The organism is Curtobacterium sp. RM9, from assembly GCF_054956955.1.
Genome location: NZ_CM143271.1, coordinates 493489 through 510945, shown reverse-complemented (window position 1 = coordinate 510945; position 17457 = coordinate 493489). Strand labels below are relative to the sequence as shown.

Genomic DNA, 17457 nt, shown 5'->3' with positions numbered 1-17457 from the left:
GCGGCCTGCCAGGAACCGGCACGCAGCCTGGGCGTCAGCCGAGACCCATGTGCTCCGTCCGGACGTGCGTCAGCGACCGGGCGAGTGCACCACGGGCGACGGCGTCGCGGCCGACCGTCGACGGCACGATCTCCACCGGGTGCCGGAGCTGCGGCGTCACGATCGCGACCAGCGCTTCGGCGAAGACGGCCGCGGCGGGGAGGACCTCGCCGCCGACGACGACCACCTCGGGGTCGAGCGTCGCGATGAGCTGCACCACCCCGGGTGCGACGTCCGCGGCGAAGGCGCGGACCACCGCGACGGCGTCCGCGTCCCCTGCCCGCGCCGACGCCAGGACGGACTCGAGGTCCGCGCCGGGCGGCAGGCGCGCCTCCAGTCGGCCAGGTGCGCTCGGCCAGCCGGTGGCAGCCAGGCCGCCCATCTCGCCGGCTGCACCGCGCGCACCACGCGCGAGCGCGCCGTCGACGAGGAAGGACGCACCGATCTGGCGCCCCATGACGAGGTAGAGGCCGTCGCGGACACCCCGGAAGCGGCCCCACATCGCCTCGGCGGTCGCCGCGAGCTTGGCGTCGTTGTCGAAGGAGGTCGTCGCGTCCGGGAAGAGGTCCTCGATGCGGCCGGGCACCCGACGCTCGACCCACTGCGGCACGGCGACCGTGTAGTCGATCGCTCCGGAACGGTCGACGACCGCGGGGACGCCGAAGGTCGCGGCGAGCAGGCGCGAGGGGTCGGTGCCCTCGACGAGCCGTCGGACGACGTCCTGCACGCTCTCCCACGCCTGTTCGGCGGAGGCGAGGTCGGCGTAGGTCTCCTCGACCCGGGCGAGCGGTTCGCCACGCAGGTCCGACAGCAGCCCGACGATGCCGTGCAGGCCGAGGTCGACGCCGAGCACGGATCCGGCTCGGGCGTCCGCCCGGAAGCGCTTCGCCCGCCGTCCGGCCTTGTTCGGGGTGGCGATCGCCTCGGCCTCGGTGACCCAGCCCTCGTCGACGAGGTCCGCGAGCGCCGCCTCGACGGTCGGCCGGGACAACCCGACGCCGCGGCTCAGCTCGGTGACGGTCTGCGAGGAGTCGTCGCGGAGGAGCTCGGCGAGGATCGCGCGGGAGTTCAGCAGGCGCAGCATGCCCGGCGTGCTCCCCACGGCCCCCGCGGTGAGCGTTGACACGGTCTCGTCCACGGCCATAGCCTCCACATTACGAAAGATCATTGAGGAATGGTGGACTGCGTCATGCTCATCCCACGACCGCGCCGTGCCGAACCGGGCGTCGGCGCCTTCGCGATCACCGCAGCGACGCGGATCGCCGCCGACGACGCGAGCGAGTCGGTCCGACTGTACCTGCAGCAGACCCTCCGCGGATCGACCGGCCTGCCGCTGCGCGACGCCCCGGACGACACCGACCCGACCGCGCTCGCGTCCGGCACGATCACCCTGCGCGTGGCGGACGACGCCTCGCTCCCCGAGGGACCCGGCGGCGACCGCTCCGAGGCCTTCCGGCTGACCGTGACGCCCGAACACGTCGAGGTCGTCGGCGGTTCGGCCGCCGGGGTGTTCTACGGCGTGCAGGCGCTCCTGCAGTCCCTGCCGGCGGACGTGTACCGCCGCGGCCGGGTCGGCGACGGCCCGTGGTCCGTGCCGTCGACCGTGGTCGAGGACGCCCCGGCCTTCGCATGGCGCGGCGTCATGCTCGACGTGGCCCGCCACTTCCGCACCAAGCACGAGGTCATGCGCGTCGTCGACCAGCTCGCGGCGCACCGGTTGAACCGGCTGCACTTCCACCTCACCGAGGACCAGGGCTGGCGGATCGAGATCCGCAAGTACCCCCGGCTCACCGAGGTCGGCGCGTGGCGCGCCGAGTCCCAGGTCGGCGCGCACGTCCCCGACGTCGACGGTGTGCTCCGGCCCGCGGGCTTCGACGGCCGCCCGCACGGCGGCTTCTACACGCAGGACGACGTCCGCGAGATCGTGGCGTACGCCGCGGACCGGTTCGTCACGGTCGTGCCGGAGATCGAGACGCCCGGGCACGTCCGCGCCGCGCTCGCCGCCTACCCGGAGCTCGGCGTCACCGGGCGCCCGGTCGACGTGTGGACCGAGTGGGGCATCGCGGACGACGTCCTCAACGCCGAGGAGTCGACGATCGCGTTCTTCCAGGACGTCCTCGACGAGGTCCTGGCCCTGTTCCCGAGCGAGTACATCGGCATCGGGGGCGACGAGTGCCCGAAGGTGCAGTGGGAGCAGGACCCGCGGACGCAGGAGCGCATCCGTGAGCTCGGCCTCGCCGACGAGGAACAGCTGCAGGCGTGGATCATCGGACGACTCGCGTCCCACCTCGAGTCCGCCGGCCGTCGCGCGTTCGGCTGGGACGAGATCCTCGAGGGCGGCACGCTCTCCCCGTCGGCCACCGTGGTGTCCTGGCGCGGGCTCACCGGCGCACGGACGGCGGCTCGACGCGGCCACGACGTCATCTCGGCGCCTGACGACCAGGTGTACCTCGACTACCGGCAGAGCGACCTGCCCACCGAGCCGATCCCGGTGTCGATCGTGCTGACCGTCGACGACGTGTTCGCCTTCGACCCCGTGCCGGACGACCTGACCGAGGCCGAGCGCGCGCACGTCATCGGCGGCCAGGGCAACATGTGGACCGAACACGTCGACAGCGCGCGGAAGCTCGACTACCAGCTGTTCCCCCGTGTGGCCGCCCTCGCCGAGGCACTGTGGTCTGCCGACGCCGCGGGGCCGCGCGACGTGGCCGAGTTCCGCGGGCGGTTGTCCGAGCATCTCGCCCGCCTCGAGGCGATGGGGATCGAGTACCGGCACGAGGCGGGGCCGTTCCCGTGGGAGCAGCGGCCCGGGGTGCCCGGTCGGCCGCACTCGCGCGAGGAACGTGCCGCGTACATCGACGCCGTGACCGCCAACATCGCCGACTGACCGGCGCCGGTTGGCGGCGGCCGCCCCTCCCCCGAGCGTGCACGTTCTGTCACCCTCGGCACCTCGCGGCGACGGATCGTGCACCCACGGCGTCGAGCACGCGGCGTGTCGTGCCCACTCGACGAGCCCCGCCCGCCATTGCGTGCGGCACCGCCGCCGACCCACACCGCAACGGACGGGAGGCGCGGTGCCAGCTGGCACCGCGCCTCCCGTCCGTCGGTCAGTCGACCCGCGTCACACCGCAGCCGGCGCGCGCTGCCCGACCGTCTCGCCGGCGACCGCGGCCTCGGAGGCCGCGGCGGCGTCCGCGGCCGGAGTCCGACGCACCCACTTCTTCAGTGCGACCAGGACGAACGCGGAGACCACCGTGCCGGCCAGGATCGCCAGCACCCAGACGATGAACGAGTCGATCGCGAAGAACACGAAGACACCACCGTGCGGCGCGCGCGAGGTCACCCCGGCCGCCATCGAGATCGCACCCGTGATCGCGGCACCGACCATCGACGCCGGGATCACCCGCAGGGGGTCGGCCGCGGCGAACGGGATCGCGCCCTCGGAGATGAACGACGCCCCGAGCAGCCACGCGGCCTTGCCGTTCTCACGCTCCGGCTTGGTGAAGCCCTTGCGGTAGAGCACGGTGGACGCCAGCGCGAGGGCCAGCGGCGGGACCATGCCCGCAGCCATCACGGCCGCCATGATCTCGAACGGCACGACGTTGCTCGCGGTGCCCGCACCGAGCCCGGCGACGGCGAACGAGTACGCGACCTTGTTGACCGGCCCACCGAGGTCGAACGCCATCATGAGGCCGAGGATGATGCCGAGCAGGATCACCGAGGCGCCGTTGAGCGAGTTGAGCCATGCCGTGAGCTGCGTCATCAGCCAGGCGATCGGACCGCCGAGCACGAGGAGCATGAGGCCCGAGGCGATGATCGACGCGAACAGCGGGATGATCACGACCGGCATGAGGCCGCGGAGCCAGCGCCAGGTCGGGATCCGTCCGATCCAGTACGCGGCGCCACCGGCGATGAGACCGCCGACGAGGCCGCCGAGGAACCCGGCGTTCATGAAGACCGCGATGGATCCGGCGACGAAGCCGGGCGCGATGCCCGGTCGGTCGGCGATGGCGTAGGCGATGTACCCGGCCAGCGCGGCGACGAGGAAGCCGAGCGACACTCCACCGATCTGGAACGCGGCGGCTCCGAGGTAGTAGCCGAGGCCCTCCGGCGGCAGGTTGAGCAGCGTGTAGTGCGTCAGCGCGTAGACGGCGTTGTTCTGGCCGGAGTCACCGTGCTGCAGCGCGATGCCGTAGCCCGAGAGCAGGAAGCCGAGCGCGATGAGGAGGCCACCGCCGGCGACGAACGGGATCATGTAGCTGACACCGGTGAGCAGCCAGCGCTTGAGCGCCTGGCCGAAGTGCTCGTCCTGCTTGGTCGTCTCGCCGGCGACGGCTGCGCCGCCCTGCACGCGCGCTGCGTGCGGGTCGTCGGCAGCGCGGAGCGCCTCGGCGATCATCTTGTCGGGCTCGTCGACGCCGCGCTTGACCGGGCCGGAGACGAGCGGCTTGCCGGCGAAGCGGCCGCGGTCGCGGACGTCGACGTCGACCGCGAACACGACGGCGTCGGCGCGGGCGATGAGCGCGGGGTCGAGGGGCTCGACCTGCGATGACCCCTGCGTCTCGACGTGCATCTCGGCACCTGCACGCTGGGCGGCGGCGACGAGGGCGTCGGCGGCCATGTAGGTGTGCGCGATGCCGGTCGGGCAGGCGGTGACGCCGACGATGACCTTGCGGGCGCCGCCGGTCGTCGAGCCGGCACCGGCTGCCGTGGTCGCGCCGGCAGCGGCGGTCGCGGCCGTCGTGGTCGCCCCCGGCGTCGCACTGGAGGCGCGGCTCGCGTTCCCGACGCCGGCGTCGGCGACCTCGCCGCCCACCTCACGCTGCACCAGGTCGACGATCTCCTGCGGGGTCGATGCGGCGCGGAGCGCGGACGTGAAGTCCTCGCGGATGAGGGCACGGGCGAGCGTCGACAGGACGGTGAGGTGGTCCTTGTCGGCCCCCTCCGGCACGGCGATCATGAAGACGATGTCGGCGTCGCCGTCCGGAGCACCGAAGGGCACCTTCCGGGCGAGACGCGAGAACGCCAGGGTCGGCTCGGACACCGACGCCGAGCGGGCGTGCGGGATGGCGATGCCGCCGGGGACGCCGGTGCCGACGCTGGCCTCACGCGTGATGGCGTCCTCGGCGAGCGCTGCACCGTCGGCCGCGCGACCGGTCGCCGCGACGCGGTCCGCGAGCACGCGGATGACGTCGCTCGAGGTGGCGCCGAGGTCCTCGTCGAGACCGACGAGCTGGACGCTGATGAGGCGTGGACTCGTGTTGACGGACATGGGGGTTGCTCCTTTGCAAGGGCGCCGCGGGGCGCGGGTCGTGCGGGGTTCGGGGAGGTGTGCGGGTCAGGCGGGTTCGGGGGCGGTGCGCCGTGTGAGCGGCCGGACCGTGACCGCACCGGGGTCGGTGTGGTCGAGGGCGGGGACGTCGCTGCCGGGCAGGGCCGCCGCCGCGGCTCCGGTGGCGACGGCCTGCGCGAGGCAGTCCTCGGGCGAGCGGCCGGCGACCTCGGCGAGCAGGTACCCCGCGAGAGCGGAGTCGCCCGCGCCGACGGTCGAGCGGGCGACGATCCGGGGCGCGGCGGCGGCGTGGCTGCCGTGCTCGGAGACGAGGACCGCGCCCGCGCTGCCGAGGGTCAGGAGGACGGTGCCGACGTTGCGCTCGCGGAGGCGCTGGGCGGCGTCAGCGGCGGCGTCGAGGTCCTGCTCGTACACCTCGGGGTCGCCGCCCACGACCTCGGCGAGCTCCTCGGCGTTCGGCTTCACCAGGTCGATGTGCTCGCCCGACTGCAGCAGCGCGGTGAACGGCAGGCCGGACGAGTCGACGGCGATCCGGACCGCGTCGCCGTGTCGGGCGCGGACAGCGCGCACGAGGACGGCGAGCGCGTCGTCCGGGAGCCCCGGGGGCAGCGAGCCGGCGAGGACGACCCACCCGGCGGCGGGGCCGGTGGCGGTCGGTCCGGCGGCGCGCGCGACGAGCTCGGCGAGTTCGTCGAGGCGCCCGGCGAGGGACGGCCCGGGCTCGTTGAGCTTCGTGGTGGTGCCGGTGGGCTCGGTCACGGTCACGTTCGACCGCAGCGGCGCGCCGATCGGCAGGGCCGCGGTCGGGATGCCCCGGGTCGCGAGGCCGAACAGGACGGGGTCGAGCTCGTCGCCGGGCAGCACCGCCACGGTGTCGCCGCCGCTCGCGACGACGACACGGGAGACGTTGACGCCCTTGCCGCCGGGCTCGGCGGTCGACCGGGTGGCGCGCTGGACGGCGCCGCGCTGCAGCTCGCCCGCGAGCTCGATGGTGCGGTCGAGGCTGGGGTTCGGCGTGACGGTGACGATGCGGGTGCTGCTCGAGCGCGTGCTGGTGCTGGTGCTGGTGCTGGTGCTCATGCTCGTGCTGGTGCTCATGCGACGACGACCTCCACGTCCGCTTCGGCGAGCGCGCCGGCGAGGTCCGCCGGGGGCTGTTCGTCGGTGACGATCGTGTCCACCTCGTCGAGCCGGGCGAAGCGCATGAGCGCCTCGACCCCGTGCTTGGCGGCGTCCGCGAGCACGACGCTCCGACGCGCGGCCAGGACGTAGGCGCCCTTGACGGCAGCCTCGTACTCGTCCGGTGTGCTCAGCCCGAACCCTGCAGACAGGCCGTTCGTGCCCACGAAGGCGATGTCGGGACGGAGCGCACCGATCTGCTCGACGGTGGCGGTGCCGACCGCGGCACTCGTGACCCCGCGGACCCGACCGCCGAGCAGGTGCAGTTCGACGTGGGCGCTGTGCTGCAGGGTCGCGGCGATCGGCACCGAGTTCGTGACGACCGTGATGGTCGCGCCGTCGACAGCCGGCGTCCAGCGGGCGAGTTCGGCGGCGACGGCGGCACAGGTGGTGCCGGCGTCGAGGGCGATCGAGCCGGTGAAGGTCGGCGGGACCAGGCGCATCGCGGCCCGGGCGATCGCGGTCTTCGCGGAGCCGTGCTGCCCCTCGCGCTCGGCGACGGTGAGCTCGACGACGCTCGAACGGCCGACGGGGACCGCTCCCCCGTGCACGCGGCGGAGGACCCCGGCGGATTCGAGGGCATCGAGGTCGCGGCGGACGGTCTCGGTGGTGACGTCGAAGTGTTCGGCCAGGTCGGCGACGGAGACCCGCCCGGCCGACTGCAGCGCGGCGGCGATGGCGTCGTGCCGCTCGGTTGCGTACATGCCCGAACTCCTTCGTTCCCGTTGGTTTCAGGAACTGTACGTCCGAAAGTCACACGAACGCAACTGTTCCGTTCCAGAACCAACAGGAACGAAGGTGTCGAGCGCTACCCCTTGACCGCGCCCGCCGTCATCCCGCTCACGAGCCGCCGCTGCACGATGAGGAAGAACACCACGACCGGCAGCGAGAACAGCACGCTCGCCGCCATCAGTCCGCCGTAGTCGGTGCCCTTGTTCGTCGAGAAGCCCGCGAGCCACACCGGCAGCGTGTACATCCCCTGGTCCTTGAGCATCACGTACGCCGTCAGGTAGTCGTTCCACGCCGCGATGAACGCGAACACGCTCGTGGCGATGACGCCCGGCATGACGAGCGGGAAGAGCACGCTCCACAGGATCCGGAAGGTCCCCGCGCCGTCGGTCTTCGCGGCCTCCTCGATCTCGATCGGCACCGCGACGAAGAAGCCGCGCATGACCCAGATCGAGAACGGCAGGGTGCTCGCGACGTACGCCAGGATCAGCCCGAGGTAGCTGTTCAGCAGCCCGAGGGACTGGAACGACAGGAACAGCGGGATGAGCAGCGCCCCGGACGGGATCATCTGCACGAAGAGGATCGCGACGAGGATCGCCCGCCGCCCGCGGAACCGGAAGCGGGACAGCGCCGCCGAGGCGAGGAAGCCCACGACGATCGAGAGCAGCACGGCCGCGACCACGACGATCGCGGAGTTCCGCAGGTAGACGAGGAAGCCCTCCTGCGTGAGCGCCCGGGCGAAGTTGTCGAAGGTCGGGCGCAGCGGTACCCAGATCGGCGTGAGGGTGGTGACCTCGTCGGACGGCTTGAACGCGGTGTTCACCATCCAGTAGATCGGGAACACCCAGACCAGGCAGAACAGCACCGCGAGGGTGTTCGCCCAGACCCGGGGCTTCCGGCGACGACGGGGGGCGGTGGCCGTCGTCCGTGTGGTGGTGGTCACAGGTCTTCCTCCCCGCTGCGGACGAGCCGCCGGATGTAGTAGCTGGTGAGCGCACCGAGGATGAGCGTCGAGATCACGGCGATCGCCGCGCCCTGGCCGTAGGCGTTCGAGACGAACGACTTCACGAAGGTCCAGATGCCGAGCGTGAGGGTGGCGTCCTCCGGCCCGCCCTTGGTGAGCAGCCAGATCTGGTTGAAGACGTTGAAGTCCCAGATCACCGAGAGGATCGTCACGAGGAGCAGCGTCGGCGCGAGGGCCGGCAGCGTGATCGCCCGGTACATCGCCCACGCCGAGGCCCCGTCGAGCGCCCCGGCCTCGTAGTACTCGGGCGCGATCTGGGACTGGGCGGCGTAGAGCGTCAGCGCGACGAAGGGCACGGCCTGCCAGATCACCAGCGTCAGCACGATCGTGTACGCCTGCGCCGGGTGCGACGCCCAGTTGTCCTGCGTGTGGTCGCCGAAGACCCCGAGCCGGGTGACCAGCCAGTTGACCACGCCGTAGAACGGCTGGAAGAGCCACTGCCAGACGAGGCTCGAGGCGACGTTCGGCATCGCCCACGCCAGCACGAGCACGACGCTGACGACGGTCCGCATCACCGTGCCGAGCCGGGTGAGCAGCTGCGAGACCGCCATGCCGATCACGAGCGTGCCGACGACCATCGAGCCGGTGACCACCACCGTGCGCAGGATGACCGGCCAGAAGCTCGCGTCGCCGAGGACGTTCGTGTAGTTCGTCAGCCCGGCGAACCCGGCCTGCCCGGTGAAGATCGCCCGCAGGCCGTAGTCCTGGAACGAGATGACGACGAGCCGGACGAGCGGGTACACGACGAGGGCGAGGAGCAGCAGGGCCGCCGGGGCGAGCAGCACCAGCGGCGCGCGAGAGCCGGTGACGGACCGGCGCCCCCGCCCGGCGGGACCGGCGGGGCCGAGCCGACCCGCGCCTCCAGGACGGCCATCGCGACCGGCGCGGCCGCGGGGACCGCGCGACCCGAGCCGCCCGCTCCGACCGACCGGCGCGGCGGCGACGCCGCCGGCGGTGCCCGTGGTGCCGGAGACCGGCCCGGCGAGGTCCGCCGAGCCGGTCTCCGTCGACGTGGTCGAGGACATGCCTACTGTTCCGCGTTGAGCGCCGAGGTGAGGTGCTTCGAGAAGTCCTCCGCCGCTGCCTTCGGGTCCTTCCGACCCGTGGCGACGTCGGCGAACATCGTCTGGAAGCTCGCGTCGCCCTCGATGGTCGCCCAGCCCGGCGTCGCCGGGGTCGGCCGGCTCGTCGAGGCCGCCGCGAAGTACGGCTTGTGGAGTTCGTCCACGTCACCGGACACCGCCGACAGCAGCTCGGTCGAGTTCGGTTCCCAGCCGTCGACCCCGAACACCTGGTCCTTCTGGAACTCCTTCGAGGTCAGGATCTTCAGGTAGTACCGGGCCAGTTCGGGGTGCTGCGCCTTGGCGGGGATGCCGAGGTCGGAGCCGCCGAGGAACACCGGCTGGGTCTTGCCGGACGTCTGCGACGGCATCGGGAACGTGCCGATGCGGTCCTTCAGTGCGGGCTTCGCCGTGGTGATCGACCCGATCTCCCAGGCCGACCCGAGGAACGCCGAGGTGTTCCCCTGCGCGAAGACGTCGCTCTGCGAGGGCTTGTCGGTGTTGATGTCCTGCGTCGACTTCGCCGAGTAGGCGTTCTGGAAGTCCTTCCACTTCGTCAGGCCCGCGACGGCGTCAGAGGAGTCGAGCGTGCCCGTCCACTTGCCGCCCTTCTCCTTCGCGATCTGACCGCCGGCGTCCCACACCCACTGGAGACCGCCGTACCAGTACTGGCCGGGCATGTAGAAGGCGGAGAAGTCGCTGCGCGGGTTCGCGGCCTTCACCTTGTCGAGGTCGGCGGTGAGCTCGTCGTAGGTCTCCGGCACGCCGGTGACGCCGGCCTTCGCCCAGACCTCCTTGTCGTAGATCACCGCGCGGTTGCCGGCGAACAGCGGCGCCCCGTAGAGCTTGCCGTCGACCGTTGCCGGGCCGGCCAGCCCGTCGAGCCAGGTCTGCCCGTCCTTGAGCTCGTCGGCGTACGGCGTCAGGTCCTGCAGCCCGCCGGTCGCCGCGTACACCGGCACCTGCGTGTTGCCGAGGTCCACGACGTCGGGGGCGTCGGACTGCGCGAGCGCGGTGGTGAGCTTCGTGGTGATGCCGTCCCACTGCTGGGTCTGCAGCTTCACCTTCGCCCCGGTCTTCTCGGTGAACTCCTGCTCGGCCGCCTGGAGCACCTTGTCGCTCAGGTCGCCGTTCATCATCCAGACGGTGATGGTCTTGCCCTTGCCATCGGGGGTGCCGATGGACTTCGTGCCGCCGTCGGAGGCGGCGTTGCCTCCGGCGGAGCACCCGGTGAGGGCGAGCGCGCCTGCGAGGGCGAGCGCACCGAGTGCGGCGAAACGCGTGCGTGTCACGTTGACTCCTCTGGTCCGACCTTTATGAAAGGACGTTGCGTATTCGCAAGTGAAGACCCTGGGAGGCAGGTTGTCAATGGTCTGTGGAGAGGTCGTGGAGGCGCGTGATCCGCATGTTTCCGCGGGATCACGGTCGTGGAACGGATCGCTCCTCGCGCTTGACGAACTGGTCATGACCAGGCATCATCAGCTCCTCTCCGGACGACGGTCTGGAGGCCCGGCGCCGGTCACGCGGACCGGCACCGGGCCTGGCGGGTGGTCGCCTCCACCCCCGGTGTCGTCAGACCGCGGCGAGCGCCGACGTGGGCGGGATGCGCGCCGCGCGCGCGGCCGGGTACAGCCCCGAGACGCCGCCGATCACGACCGTCGCGCCGAGCCCACCGGCGACCGCCCAGAGCGGCACGGCGACCGGCCACCCCTGCGCGAGGGCGAACACCACCGTGACGCCGAGCCCGATGACCACCCCCGCGATCCCGCCCAGGAACGACAGCAGCAGCGACTCGACCAGGAACTGGTCGCGGATGTGCCGACGCCGGGCCCCGAGCGCCCGGCGCACCCCGACCTCGGCACGCCGTTCGAGGACGGTGATGACCATCGTGTTGGCGACACCGATGCCGCCGACCAGGAGGGCGACGCCGCCGATGCCGACGAGCAGCCCGGTGAAGGAGTCGTCCGTGGCGTTCTTGGCGGCGAGCGCGTCGGACGGCCGGGTGACGCCGACGTCCTGCGGCGCACCCGGTCGGATCGCCTCTGCGAGGGTCTGCCGGGCTGCCGACACACGCTCCGGGTCCACGCGGGTGTAGACCGCGGTCGGTGCCCCGTCGAAGCCGAACTGCTCCGCCAGGGAGCGCGGCACGAACACCTGGTTGTCGAGGTCCTCGGCGAGCTGGACCGGGCGGAGGACGCCGACGACCTGCACCCAGGTGTCACCGGTCCACACGCGGGTCTCGGCGTCGACACGGTCGATCCCGAGCGCGTCGGCCGCGGCAGCGCCGAGCACGACCTGCGGTGGCGCGTCAGCCGCGTCGTCGATCCACCGGCCGTGCGCCAACTCGCCACCGAGCACCCCGGGCACGTCGCCCCACGCGGCCATCATCCCGATCCCCTTGGTCTGCGGTGCGGGGATGAACTCGTTCCGGTACACCGCCGCGTCGGGCACGGAGCCGACGGCCGCGGCCGCTTCGACGTCGTCCTGTCGCTCCGCCGACTCGAGGGCGGTCGTCGGCAACGGTGGCGTGTCCCCGAAGCCCTGGGGCCGTGTCGCGGTGAGCACGTTCGTGCCGAGCTGGTCGAGGACCTGGTCGAGCTCCGCCTTGCTCGACGACGAGATGCCGACGACGGCGATCATCGCGGCGATGCCGATCGCGATCCCGAGTGCCGAGAGCACCACCCGCCCCGGTCGGGTGCGGAGTCCGAACACCCCGAGCCGGAGCAGGTCGCCGCCACCCAGCCGCATCCGGGCGCCGGGTCGCGATGCGGCTGTGGCGGTCACCGGGCACCTCCGATCGCCAGCGCGAGTTCCACCGCCGAGCCGCCGCCGGAGTCGTCCTGCACGCGCCCGTCGCGCATCCTGACCTGCCGAGGGAGCGACGCAGCCAGGGCGAGGTCGTGCGTGATGACCAACACGGTCGTCCCAGAATCGTTGAGCTCGCGCAGGAGCGCCAGGATCGCGGCGCCGGAGGCGGTGTCGAGGGCTCCGGTCGGCTCGTCGGCGAGCAGGATGGTCGGCTCGCCGACGATCGCCCGCGCGATGGCGACACGCTGTTTCTCGCCGCCGGACAGCTGGTTCGGCCGGTGGTCGACGCGGTGGGCGAGTCCCACACGACCGAGCGCGTCGATCGCCCGCCGGTGCCGTTCCCGCCGGGCGGTCCCCGTGTAGAGGAGGCCGTCCGCGACGTTCTCGGCGGCGGTGGCCCCGGCCTGCAGGTGGAAGTGCTGGAAGACGAAACCGACGTGCTCTGCACGCAACCGCGAGAGGGCGTCGTCGGACATCCGGGCGACGTCGTTGCCGGCGATGGTCACGGATCCCGTCGTCGGCCGATCGAGCGTGCCCACGACGTTGAGCATCGTGGACTTGCCGGACCCGGACGGGCCGACCACCGCGACGAGCTCGCCGGCCGCGACGTCGAGCGACACCCCGCGGAGCGCGCCGACGTCGCCGTAGGTCTTGGTCACGTCGGCGAGCGACAGGACCACTCCGGGCGCCCCGCTCATCCCGGCACCACGACCTGGTCGCCCTCGGCGACGTCGCCGGTGACGGCGATGCGTCCCTCGGCGACGAAGCCCGGCCGGACCGCGACCCGCTTCGTCGTCCCGTCGCGCCGGACGACGTCGACGGCGTACTCCCCGTTGCCGGTGGTCACGAGTGCGGCCACCGGGACGGACAGCACCCCCTTCTCGGTCGCGCCGGCGGCGTCCACCTGCGCCGATGCCGCCGCCGGGAGCTTCCGGGCACCGGCCTCGAACGACACCGAGACGTCGACCTTCGTGCCGGAGTCCTCGCCGGCGGCCGGTTGCAGGTCGGTCACCTCACCCGGCAGTGGAGCACCGACGCCGTTGACACGGACCCGCACCTCCGTCCCGACCGCGAGGCGTTCCGCGTCACGCTGCGACACCGTCGCGGTGACGATGCGCCGCGTGCTCGTCACGGTGAGGACGTCACCACCGGCGCGCTGCCCGAGCCTGCCGTCCACCGTCGCGACCCGCACGTCCCCGTCCACGAAGGCGATGTCCGCAGCGGTCAGCACGCCGGTGACCCGGTGCCCGCGGTCCCGCTGCCACTGGCGCACGGCGCGCTGGGTCCGTGGGCCGAACACGTCGTCCTGCGCGACGTCGTAGCCGAGGGCGGCGAGGTTCTCGTTGAGCTGCCGCACGTCGGTGCCCTTCCGTCCGCGCTCGAGGGACCGCCAGAGCGGGACCGTTCCGTGCATGGCGCGCACACCGCGCTCGTCGACGGCGTACAGGTACTCGTCCCGGTGGACGACCTGCCCGGGCTCCGGCAGCCAGGTCAGCGTGCCCGGTGCCGCGCCGAGCACCCCGGTGGGGATGCCGTACCCGAGTGTCCCGGCGAAGACCTTCGAGTCCGTGAGGTCACCCCGCTCCACCGCCGCGGTGGCGTGGTGCCGCTTCGTCTCGGGCGCGGCCGAGGACGACGACGGGTTCTGCAGGTCGATCAGCGCCCACGTCCCGGTCCCGGCGACGAGCAGGGCCGCCACGGCGGTCCCGGCGAGGACGGCGCGTCGCCGGGTGGACGCGCGCGTCACTTGGTGGCTCCGTCGGCGAAGGCCTCGCGGTAGCAGTCGTCCGAGACGTCGGTGAACGTATCCGGATCGGAGGCCTCGTAGCTCGACTGCGCGTCCGCGTCGTCGGGGTAGTCCGCGAACCCGTGCTCGCGGATGCACTGCGTCAGCGCTCGCAGCTGTCCGGGCGATCCGGCTGGCTTCGCCTGCTCGATCCCTTCACCGGCGCCGACGTCCCCCAGGCACGTCTGCACGTCGGCGCGCCACTGCTCCTCGTCGACGCCGTCGGGCGCGGAGAACGACTGCGTCTGCCGATCGCCGGACGGGTCCGGGACGTCGTAGCCCTTGTCCCGCAGACACTCGGCGTACCCCATGCCGTGGTCCGACCCGGCCGCGCTGCCACCCGATGCCGCGTCGTCGTCCGGCGCAGTGCTCGAGCAGGCCCGGCAGCAGCGCGAGCGCAGCGGCGACGGCGATCGTGGTGGTCCTCGCGGTGGTGTTCTTCGTCATGTCCTTCGTCTCCTCCACGGTGTGGTCCGTCAACCGGCCTGCTGCGTCTTCGTGTCCGGGGCGAACTCCTGCAGGCACTTCGACCACACCTCCTGGAACTCCGGGTCCTCCGCCTGCGCGAAGCCCTCCGTGGTGAGCACGCCGTTGCGCGGCGCCGGGAAGTCCGGGTACCCGCGGTCCTGGATGCAGCCGGCGACCTGCGCGTACTGCCGGTCCCACTTCTGCTGGTCGGCCGAACTCGAGCCCTTCACCCCGAGCTTCCGGGCGCAGCTGGAGCCGGCGTCCGTGAAGGCCTGCTGGTCTGCGCCCTGCGGCGGCTGCATCACGCCGGAGGTGACGGCCTCGTCCGAGGGGTCCTGCACGTCGAAGCCAGCGTCGCGCATGCAGGCGCCCCACTTCGGCCCGATGCCGTCGGCGACCTCCGACGCGGTCGGCGGCCCAGGGTCGGCGGAGCACGCCGACAGGGCGATCGCTGCACTGACGAGGAGGACGCCGACGAGGCCGGTCCGCGTGGTGTGGGATGTCGTGTGGTTCATGTCCCCAGCACACCGGACCGGCTGTTTCGGCCCGCGTACCCGGGGCGTCACATCGACGAAACGTCGACCAGCAGACCGCCCTCGGCGCGTGCGGTCACCGTGAGCCGCCACCCGTGGGCGTGCACGATCGACGCGACGATCGACAGGCCGAGGCCGCTGTGCCGGGCCCCAGGAGCGGTCGCCGCGGACGGGCAGCGTCGGAACGGCTCGACGAGCAGCGGGGCGACCTCCTCGGGGACGACCGGCCCGCTGTTCTCGACGGCCAACCCGTCACCGCGGGTCCGGACCCGGACCGCGCCGCCGGGCACGTTGTACTCGACGGCGTTGCCGATCAGGTTGACGAGGAGCTGCCGCACGAGCGTCGGCTCGCCGCGCAGGGGCGGCAGGCCGGGAGGCGCGGCTCGCCGCTCGTGGACCAGCTGCACGTCCGCTGCGTGGGCGGCTCCTGCGGCTCCCGCCAGGACCTCCTCGGCCAGGGCCGCGAGGTCGATCTCCTCCCCGTCGCCAGCCAGACCCCGGTCGGCCTCGGCGAGCACCAGGAGCGACTCGACCAGGTGTTCGGTGCGCCGGTTCTGCTCGAGGAGTTCGTCGCGGGTCGACCGGATCTCGTCCGGGCCGGCGGTGTCGTGCAGCCCGATCTGCACCGCGGCGCGCTGCACGGCGAGGGGTGTGCGCAGTTCGTGGGACGCCTGTGCGACGAACCGTCGTTGGCTCTCGAACGCGGTGTGCAGCCGGTCCAGCAGGTCGTCGATGGTCCCCGACAGGCGACGGAGCTCGTCGTCCGGGCCGTCCAGGGCGATGCGCTCGTGCAGGTTCGAGGCGGTGATCCGGTTCGCCGTGGCGGTGATCCGATCGATCGGTCGCAGCATGCGTCGGCTGACGAACCAGCCGAGGCCACCGGCGACGACGCCCGCCCCGGCGATCCCGACGGCGGACCACTGCCACTGCTGGTCGGCGACGAGGCGGACGACGGCGACGGAGCTGTCCGCCCGCGCACCGTCCGGCAGGTGGGGCAGTGGCCTCGCAGCGGCTCCCGGGCCGGGACTCGCGGCCGTTCCGGGCGCGGGAGTCGCCGGCACGACGGTGGCGAACGACGCCCCGTCGTCGACGGTCGCGCTCCGGTCGAGGCCGGTGGCCGCGTAGGCCTGCCCGACACCGGCCTGCGACATCAGGTTCGAGAACACCACGACACCCGCGGCGAGCACCATGGCAGCGACCGCGAAGACCAGCGCCGTCCGGACCCGGATGCTCCAGGCCCTGGTCATCGTCGTGCCGTCACAGGGCGTACCCCTGGCCTGGCACGGTCCGGACGGGGTCCGGCTGCCCGAGCTTCCGCCGGAGCTTCGACATCGTCACCCGCACGGCCGCCGTGAAGGGGTCGACGTTCATGTCCCACACCTTCTCGAGCAGCTCCTCGGCCGAGACGACCCGGCCGTCGGCGCGGAGCAGCGTCTCGAGCACGCCGAGTTCCTTCGAGGTGAGGTCGAGCGGCCGACCGTCGCGGGTCGCCATCCGCCGGTTCGTGTCCACGACCAGCCCGCCTCGCTCGAGCACCGGGGCCACCGGTGCGACGCTGCGTCGGCCCAGGGCACGCACGCGCGCGACGAGCTCGGGGTACTCGAACGGCTTCGTGAGGTAGTCGTCCGCGCCGAGTTCGAGTCCGTGCACCCGGTCGGCGAGCGAAGTCGCCGCGGTGAGCATCAAGATGCGGGTCAGGCTCCCCCGCGCGGCGAGCCGGCGCGCGACCTCGTCTCCGTGCACGCCCGGGACGTCCCGGTCGAGCACGACGACGTCGTAGTCGTTCACGGCGAGCAGTTCGTCCGCCTGGTCGCCGCGGTAGGCGACGTCGACGGCCATGTCCTGACGGGTCAGTCCTCTGGCGACGAGGTCGGCCAGTGCGGTCTCGTCGTCCACCACCAGTACGCGCATCCCCCCATGGAATGTCACGTACCAGAGAACGGGCTGGGTGCCGGGTCAGGAGTCGAACGGCACCTCGCCGGAGCGGCTGACCCCGGCACGCTGCCGGTAGGCCAGGTGTCCGCCCAGGTAGCCACCGACGCTGACGACCGCGAGACCCGCGAACGACAGGAGCTTCCCCTTCCCGTGGTTGCCCCGCTTCCGCTGGAGGTACGAGAGTCCGTACAGCGACAGTCCGACCCAGTTGACCGCCTGGTGCACCCAGCCGGTGCGGAGCTGCTCACGGTTCAGCTCCGACCAGTCGGCGTACCCCGCGACGCTCGCGCTCCCGGCCGACACGACCCCCGTACCGATCAGCGTCTTCGCGGCACGCTCGTTGCCCTTGCCGCCGACCACGTCCAGCACCGCCGCGGAGATCCAGGCCCCGAGGGGCACCTGGACCATGAGCGGGTGCAGCGGGTGCCCGAACGGCACGCCGTGCAGGAGGGTCCGCACCCGCTTCGGCAGGATGGCGAGGACGACCTTGCGGTCGAGGTCGACCGCCTTGTCGAGCACGCTCGCGTGCTCGACGGCGTCGGTGAGGCGACGGATCACTGGCAGCTCAGGCATGCTCTGGAATGTAGGCCTGGAGGCGCAGT

16 protein-coding genes are annotated in these 17457 nt (G+C 72.5%); 1 reads left to right on the top strand and 15 read right to left on the bottom strand.

The genetic code is table 11. The annotated features are described in order from the left end of the window. Nucleotides 1-34: 34 nt before the first annotated feature. Complete coding sequence (locus ACY3FI_RS02460) at nucleotides 35-1177, bottom strand: ROK family transcriptional regulator (protein ID WP_462549148.1); 1143 nt, start codon at nucleotides 1175-1177, stop codon at nucleotides 35-37. A 51-nt stretch (nucleotides 1178-1228) separates the two neighbouring features. Here ACY3FI_RS02460 and ACY3FI_RS02455 point away from each other — a divergent pair, with 51 nt between their 5' ends. Then, the gene (locus ACY3FI_RS02455) at nucleotides 1229-2926 is read left to right on the top strand and encodes a beta-N-acetylhexosaminidase (protein ID WP_462549147.1); all 1698 of its coding nucleotides are present in this window, start codon (nucleotides 1229-1231) and stop codon (nucleotides 2924-2926) included. 234 nt (nucleotides 2927-3160) lie between these two features. Here the strand turns inward: ACY3FI_RS02455 and ACY3FI_RS02450 are convergent, their stop codons facing one another. From ACY3FI_RS02450 to ACY3FI_RS02385, 14 genes are all read right to left on the bottom strand, one after another. Then, complete coding sequence (locus ACY3FI_RS02450) at nucleotides 3161-5311, bottom strand: PTS fructose transporter subunit IIABC (RefSeq protein ID WP_462549146.1); 2151 nt, start codon at nucleotides 5309-5311, stop codon at nucleotides 3161-3163. A gap of 66 nt (nucleotides 5312-5377) precedes the next feature. Continuing rightward, nucleotides 5378-6412: a 1-phosphofructokinase family hexose kinase gene (locus ACY3FI_RS02445; RefSeq protein ID WP_462549145.1), complete on the bottom strand. Its 1035-nt coding sequence runs from the start codon at nucleotides 6410-6412 to the stop codon at nucleotides 5378-5380. Between the two features lie 14 nt (nucleotides 6413-6426). Continuing rightward, nucleotides 6427-7215 carry a DeoR/GlpR family DNA-binding transcription regulator gene (locus ACY3FI_RS02440; RefSeq protein WP_462549144.1) on the bottom strand — a complete coding sequence of 263 codons (789 nt, stop codon included), beginning with the start codon at nucleotides 7213-7215 and terminating at the stop codon, nucleotides 6427-6429. 104 nt (nucleotides 7216-7319) lie between these two features. Beyond that, the gene (locus tag ACY3FI_RS02435; RefSeq protein WP_462549143.1) at nucleotides 7320-8183 is read right to left on the bottom strand and encodes a carbohydrate ABC transporter permease; all 864 of its coding nucleotides are present in this window, start codon (nucleotides 8181-8183) and stop codon (nucleotides 7320-7322) included. Then, nucleotides 8180-9289, bottom strand: coding sequence for a carbohydrate ABC transporter permease (locus tag ACY3FI_RS02430; RefSeq protein WP_462549142.1), 1110 nt, complete (start codon nucleotides 9287-9289; stop codon nucleotides 8180-8182). Before ACY3FI_RS02430 ends, ACY3FI_RS02435 begins: the two co-directional genes overlap by 4 nt. Before the next feature lie 2 nt (nucleotides 9290-9291). Next, nucleotides 9292-10617, bottom strand: coding sequence for a sugar ABC transporter substrate-binding protein (locus ACY3FI_RS02425; protein ID WP_462549141.1), 1326 nt, complete (start codon nucleotides 10615-10617; stop codon nucleotides 9292-9294). A 280-nt stretch (nucleotides 10618-10897) separates the two neighbouring features. Beyond that, nucleotides 10898-12109: an ABC transporter permease gene (locus ACY3FI_RS02420; RefSeq protein ID WP_462549140.1), complete on the bottom strand. Its 1212-nt coding sequence runs from the start codon at nucleotides 12107-12109 to the stop codon at nucleotides 10898-10900. Continuing rightward, nucleotides 12106-12831 carry an ABC transporter ATP-binding protein gene (locus ACY3FI_RS02415; protein ID WP_462549139.1) on the bottom strand — a complete coding sequence of 242 codons (726 nt, stop codon included), beginning with the start codon at nucleotides 12829-12831 and terminating at the stop codon, nucleotides 12106-12108. Before ACY3FI_RS02415 ends, ACY3FI_RS02420 begins: the two co-directional genes overlap by 4 nt. After that, complete coding sequence (locus ACY3FI_RS02410; protein WP_462549138.1) at nucleotides 12828-13880, bottom strand: peptidoglycan-binding protein; 1053 nt, start codon at nucleotides 13878-13880, stop codon at nucleotides 12828-12830. The genes ACY3FI_RS02415 and ACY3FI_RS02410 overlap by 4 nt, the downstream gene beginning before the upstream one ends. Next, nucleotides 13877-14230, bottom strand: coding sequence for a hypothetical protein (locus ACY3FI_RS02405; RefSeq protein ID WP_462549137.1), 354 nt, complete (start codon nucleotides 14228-14230; stop codon nucleotides 13877-13879). The genes ACY3FI_RS02410 and ACY3FI_RS02405 overlap by 4 nt, the downstream gene beginning before the upstream one ends. A gap of 165 nt (nucleotides 14231-14395) precedes the next feature. Next, nucleotides 14396-14902: a hypothetical protein gene (locus tag ACY3FI_RS02400; RefSeq protein WP_462549135.1), complete on the bottom strand. Its 507-nt coding sequence runs from the start codon at nucleotides 14900-14902 to the stop codon at nucleotides 14396-14398. Between the two features lie 47 nt (nucleotides 14903-14949). Then, the gene (locus tag ACY3FI_RS02395; RefSeq protein ID WP_462549134.1) at nucleotides 14950-16167 is read right to left on the bottom strand and encodes a sensor histidine kinase; all 1218 of its coding nucleotides are present in this window, start codon (nucleotides 16165-16167) and stop codon (nucleotides 14950-14952) included. A 10-nt stretch (nucleotides 16168-16177) separates the two neighbouring features. Next, nucleotides 16178-16831: a response regulator transcription factor gene (locus ACY3FI_RS02390; RefSeq protein ID WP_462549133.1), complete on the bottom strand. Its 654-nt coding sequence runs from the start codon at nucleotides 16829-16831 to the stop codon at nucleotides 16178-16180. Nucleotides 16832-16876: 45 nt separating this feature from the next. Further along, nucleotides 16877-17428 carry a DUF2231 domain-containing protein gene (locus ACY3FI_RS02385; protein WP_462549132.1) on the bottom strand — a complete coding sequence of 184 codons (552 nt, stop codon included), beginning with the start codon at nucleotides 17426-17428 and terminating at the stop codon, nucleotides 16877-16879. Nucleotides 17429-17457: the final 29 nt, after the last annotated feature.

Excerpts from the sequence above, each read along its gene's own strand:
- ACY3FI_RS02455 (WP_462549147.1), top strand. The coding sequence starts at position 1,229 with ATGCTCATCCCACGACCGCGCCGTGCCGAACCGGGCGTCGGCGCCTTC.
- ACY3FI_RS02450 (WP_462549146.1), bottom strand. The coding sequence starts at position 5,311 with ATGTCCGTCAACACGAGTCCACGCCTCATCAGCGTCCAGCTCGTCGGT.
- ACY3FI_RS02445 (WP_462549145.1), bottom strand. The coding sequence starts at position 6,412 with ATGAGCACCAGCACCAGCACCAGCACCAGCACGCGCTCGAGCAGCACC.
- ACY3FI_RS02440 (WP_462549144.1), bottom strand. The coding sequence starts at position 7,215 with ATGTACGCAACCGAGCGGCACGACGCCATCGCCGCCGCGCTGCAGTCG.
- ACY3FI_RS02430 (WP_462549142.1), bottom strand. The coding sequence starts at position 9,289 with ATGTCCTCGACCACGTCGACGGAGACCGGCTCGGCGGACCTCGCCGGG.
- ACY3FI_RS02415 (WP_462549139.1), bottom strand. The coding sequence starts at position 12,831 with ATGAGCGGGGCGCCCGGAGTGGTCCTGTCGCTCGCCGACGTGACCAAG.
- ACY3FI_RS02405 (WP_462549137.1), bottom strand. The coding sequence starts at position 14,230 with ATGGGGTACGCCGAGTGTCTGCGGGACAAGGGCTACGACGTCCCGGAC.
- ACY3FI_RS02400 (WP_462549135.1), bottom strand. The coding sequence starts at position 14,902 with ATGAACCACACGACATCCCACACCACGCGGACCGGCCTCGTCGGCGTC.
- ACY3FI_RS02395 (WP_462549134.1), bottom strand. The coding sequence starts at position 16,167 with ATGACCAGGGCCTGGAGCATCCGGGTCCGGACGGCGCTGGTCTTCGCG.
- ACY3FI_RS02390 (WP_462549133.1), bottom strand. The coding sequence starts at position 16,831 with ATGCGCGTACTGGTGGTGGACGACGAGACCGCACTGGCCGACCTCGTC.
- ACY3FI_RS02385 (WP_462549132.1), bottom strand. The coding sequence starts at position 17,428 with ATGCCTGAGCTGCCAGTGATCCGTCGCCTCACCGACGCCGTCGAGCAC.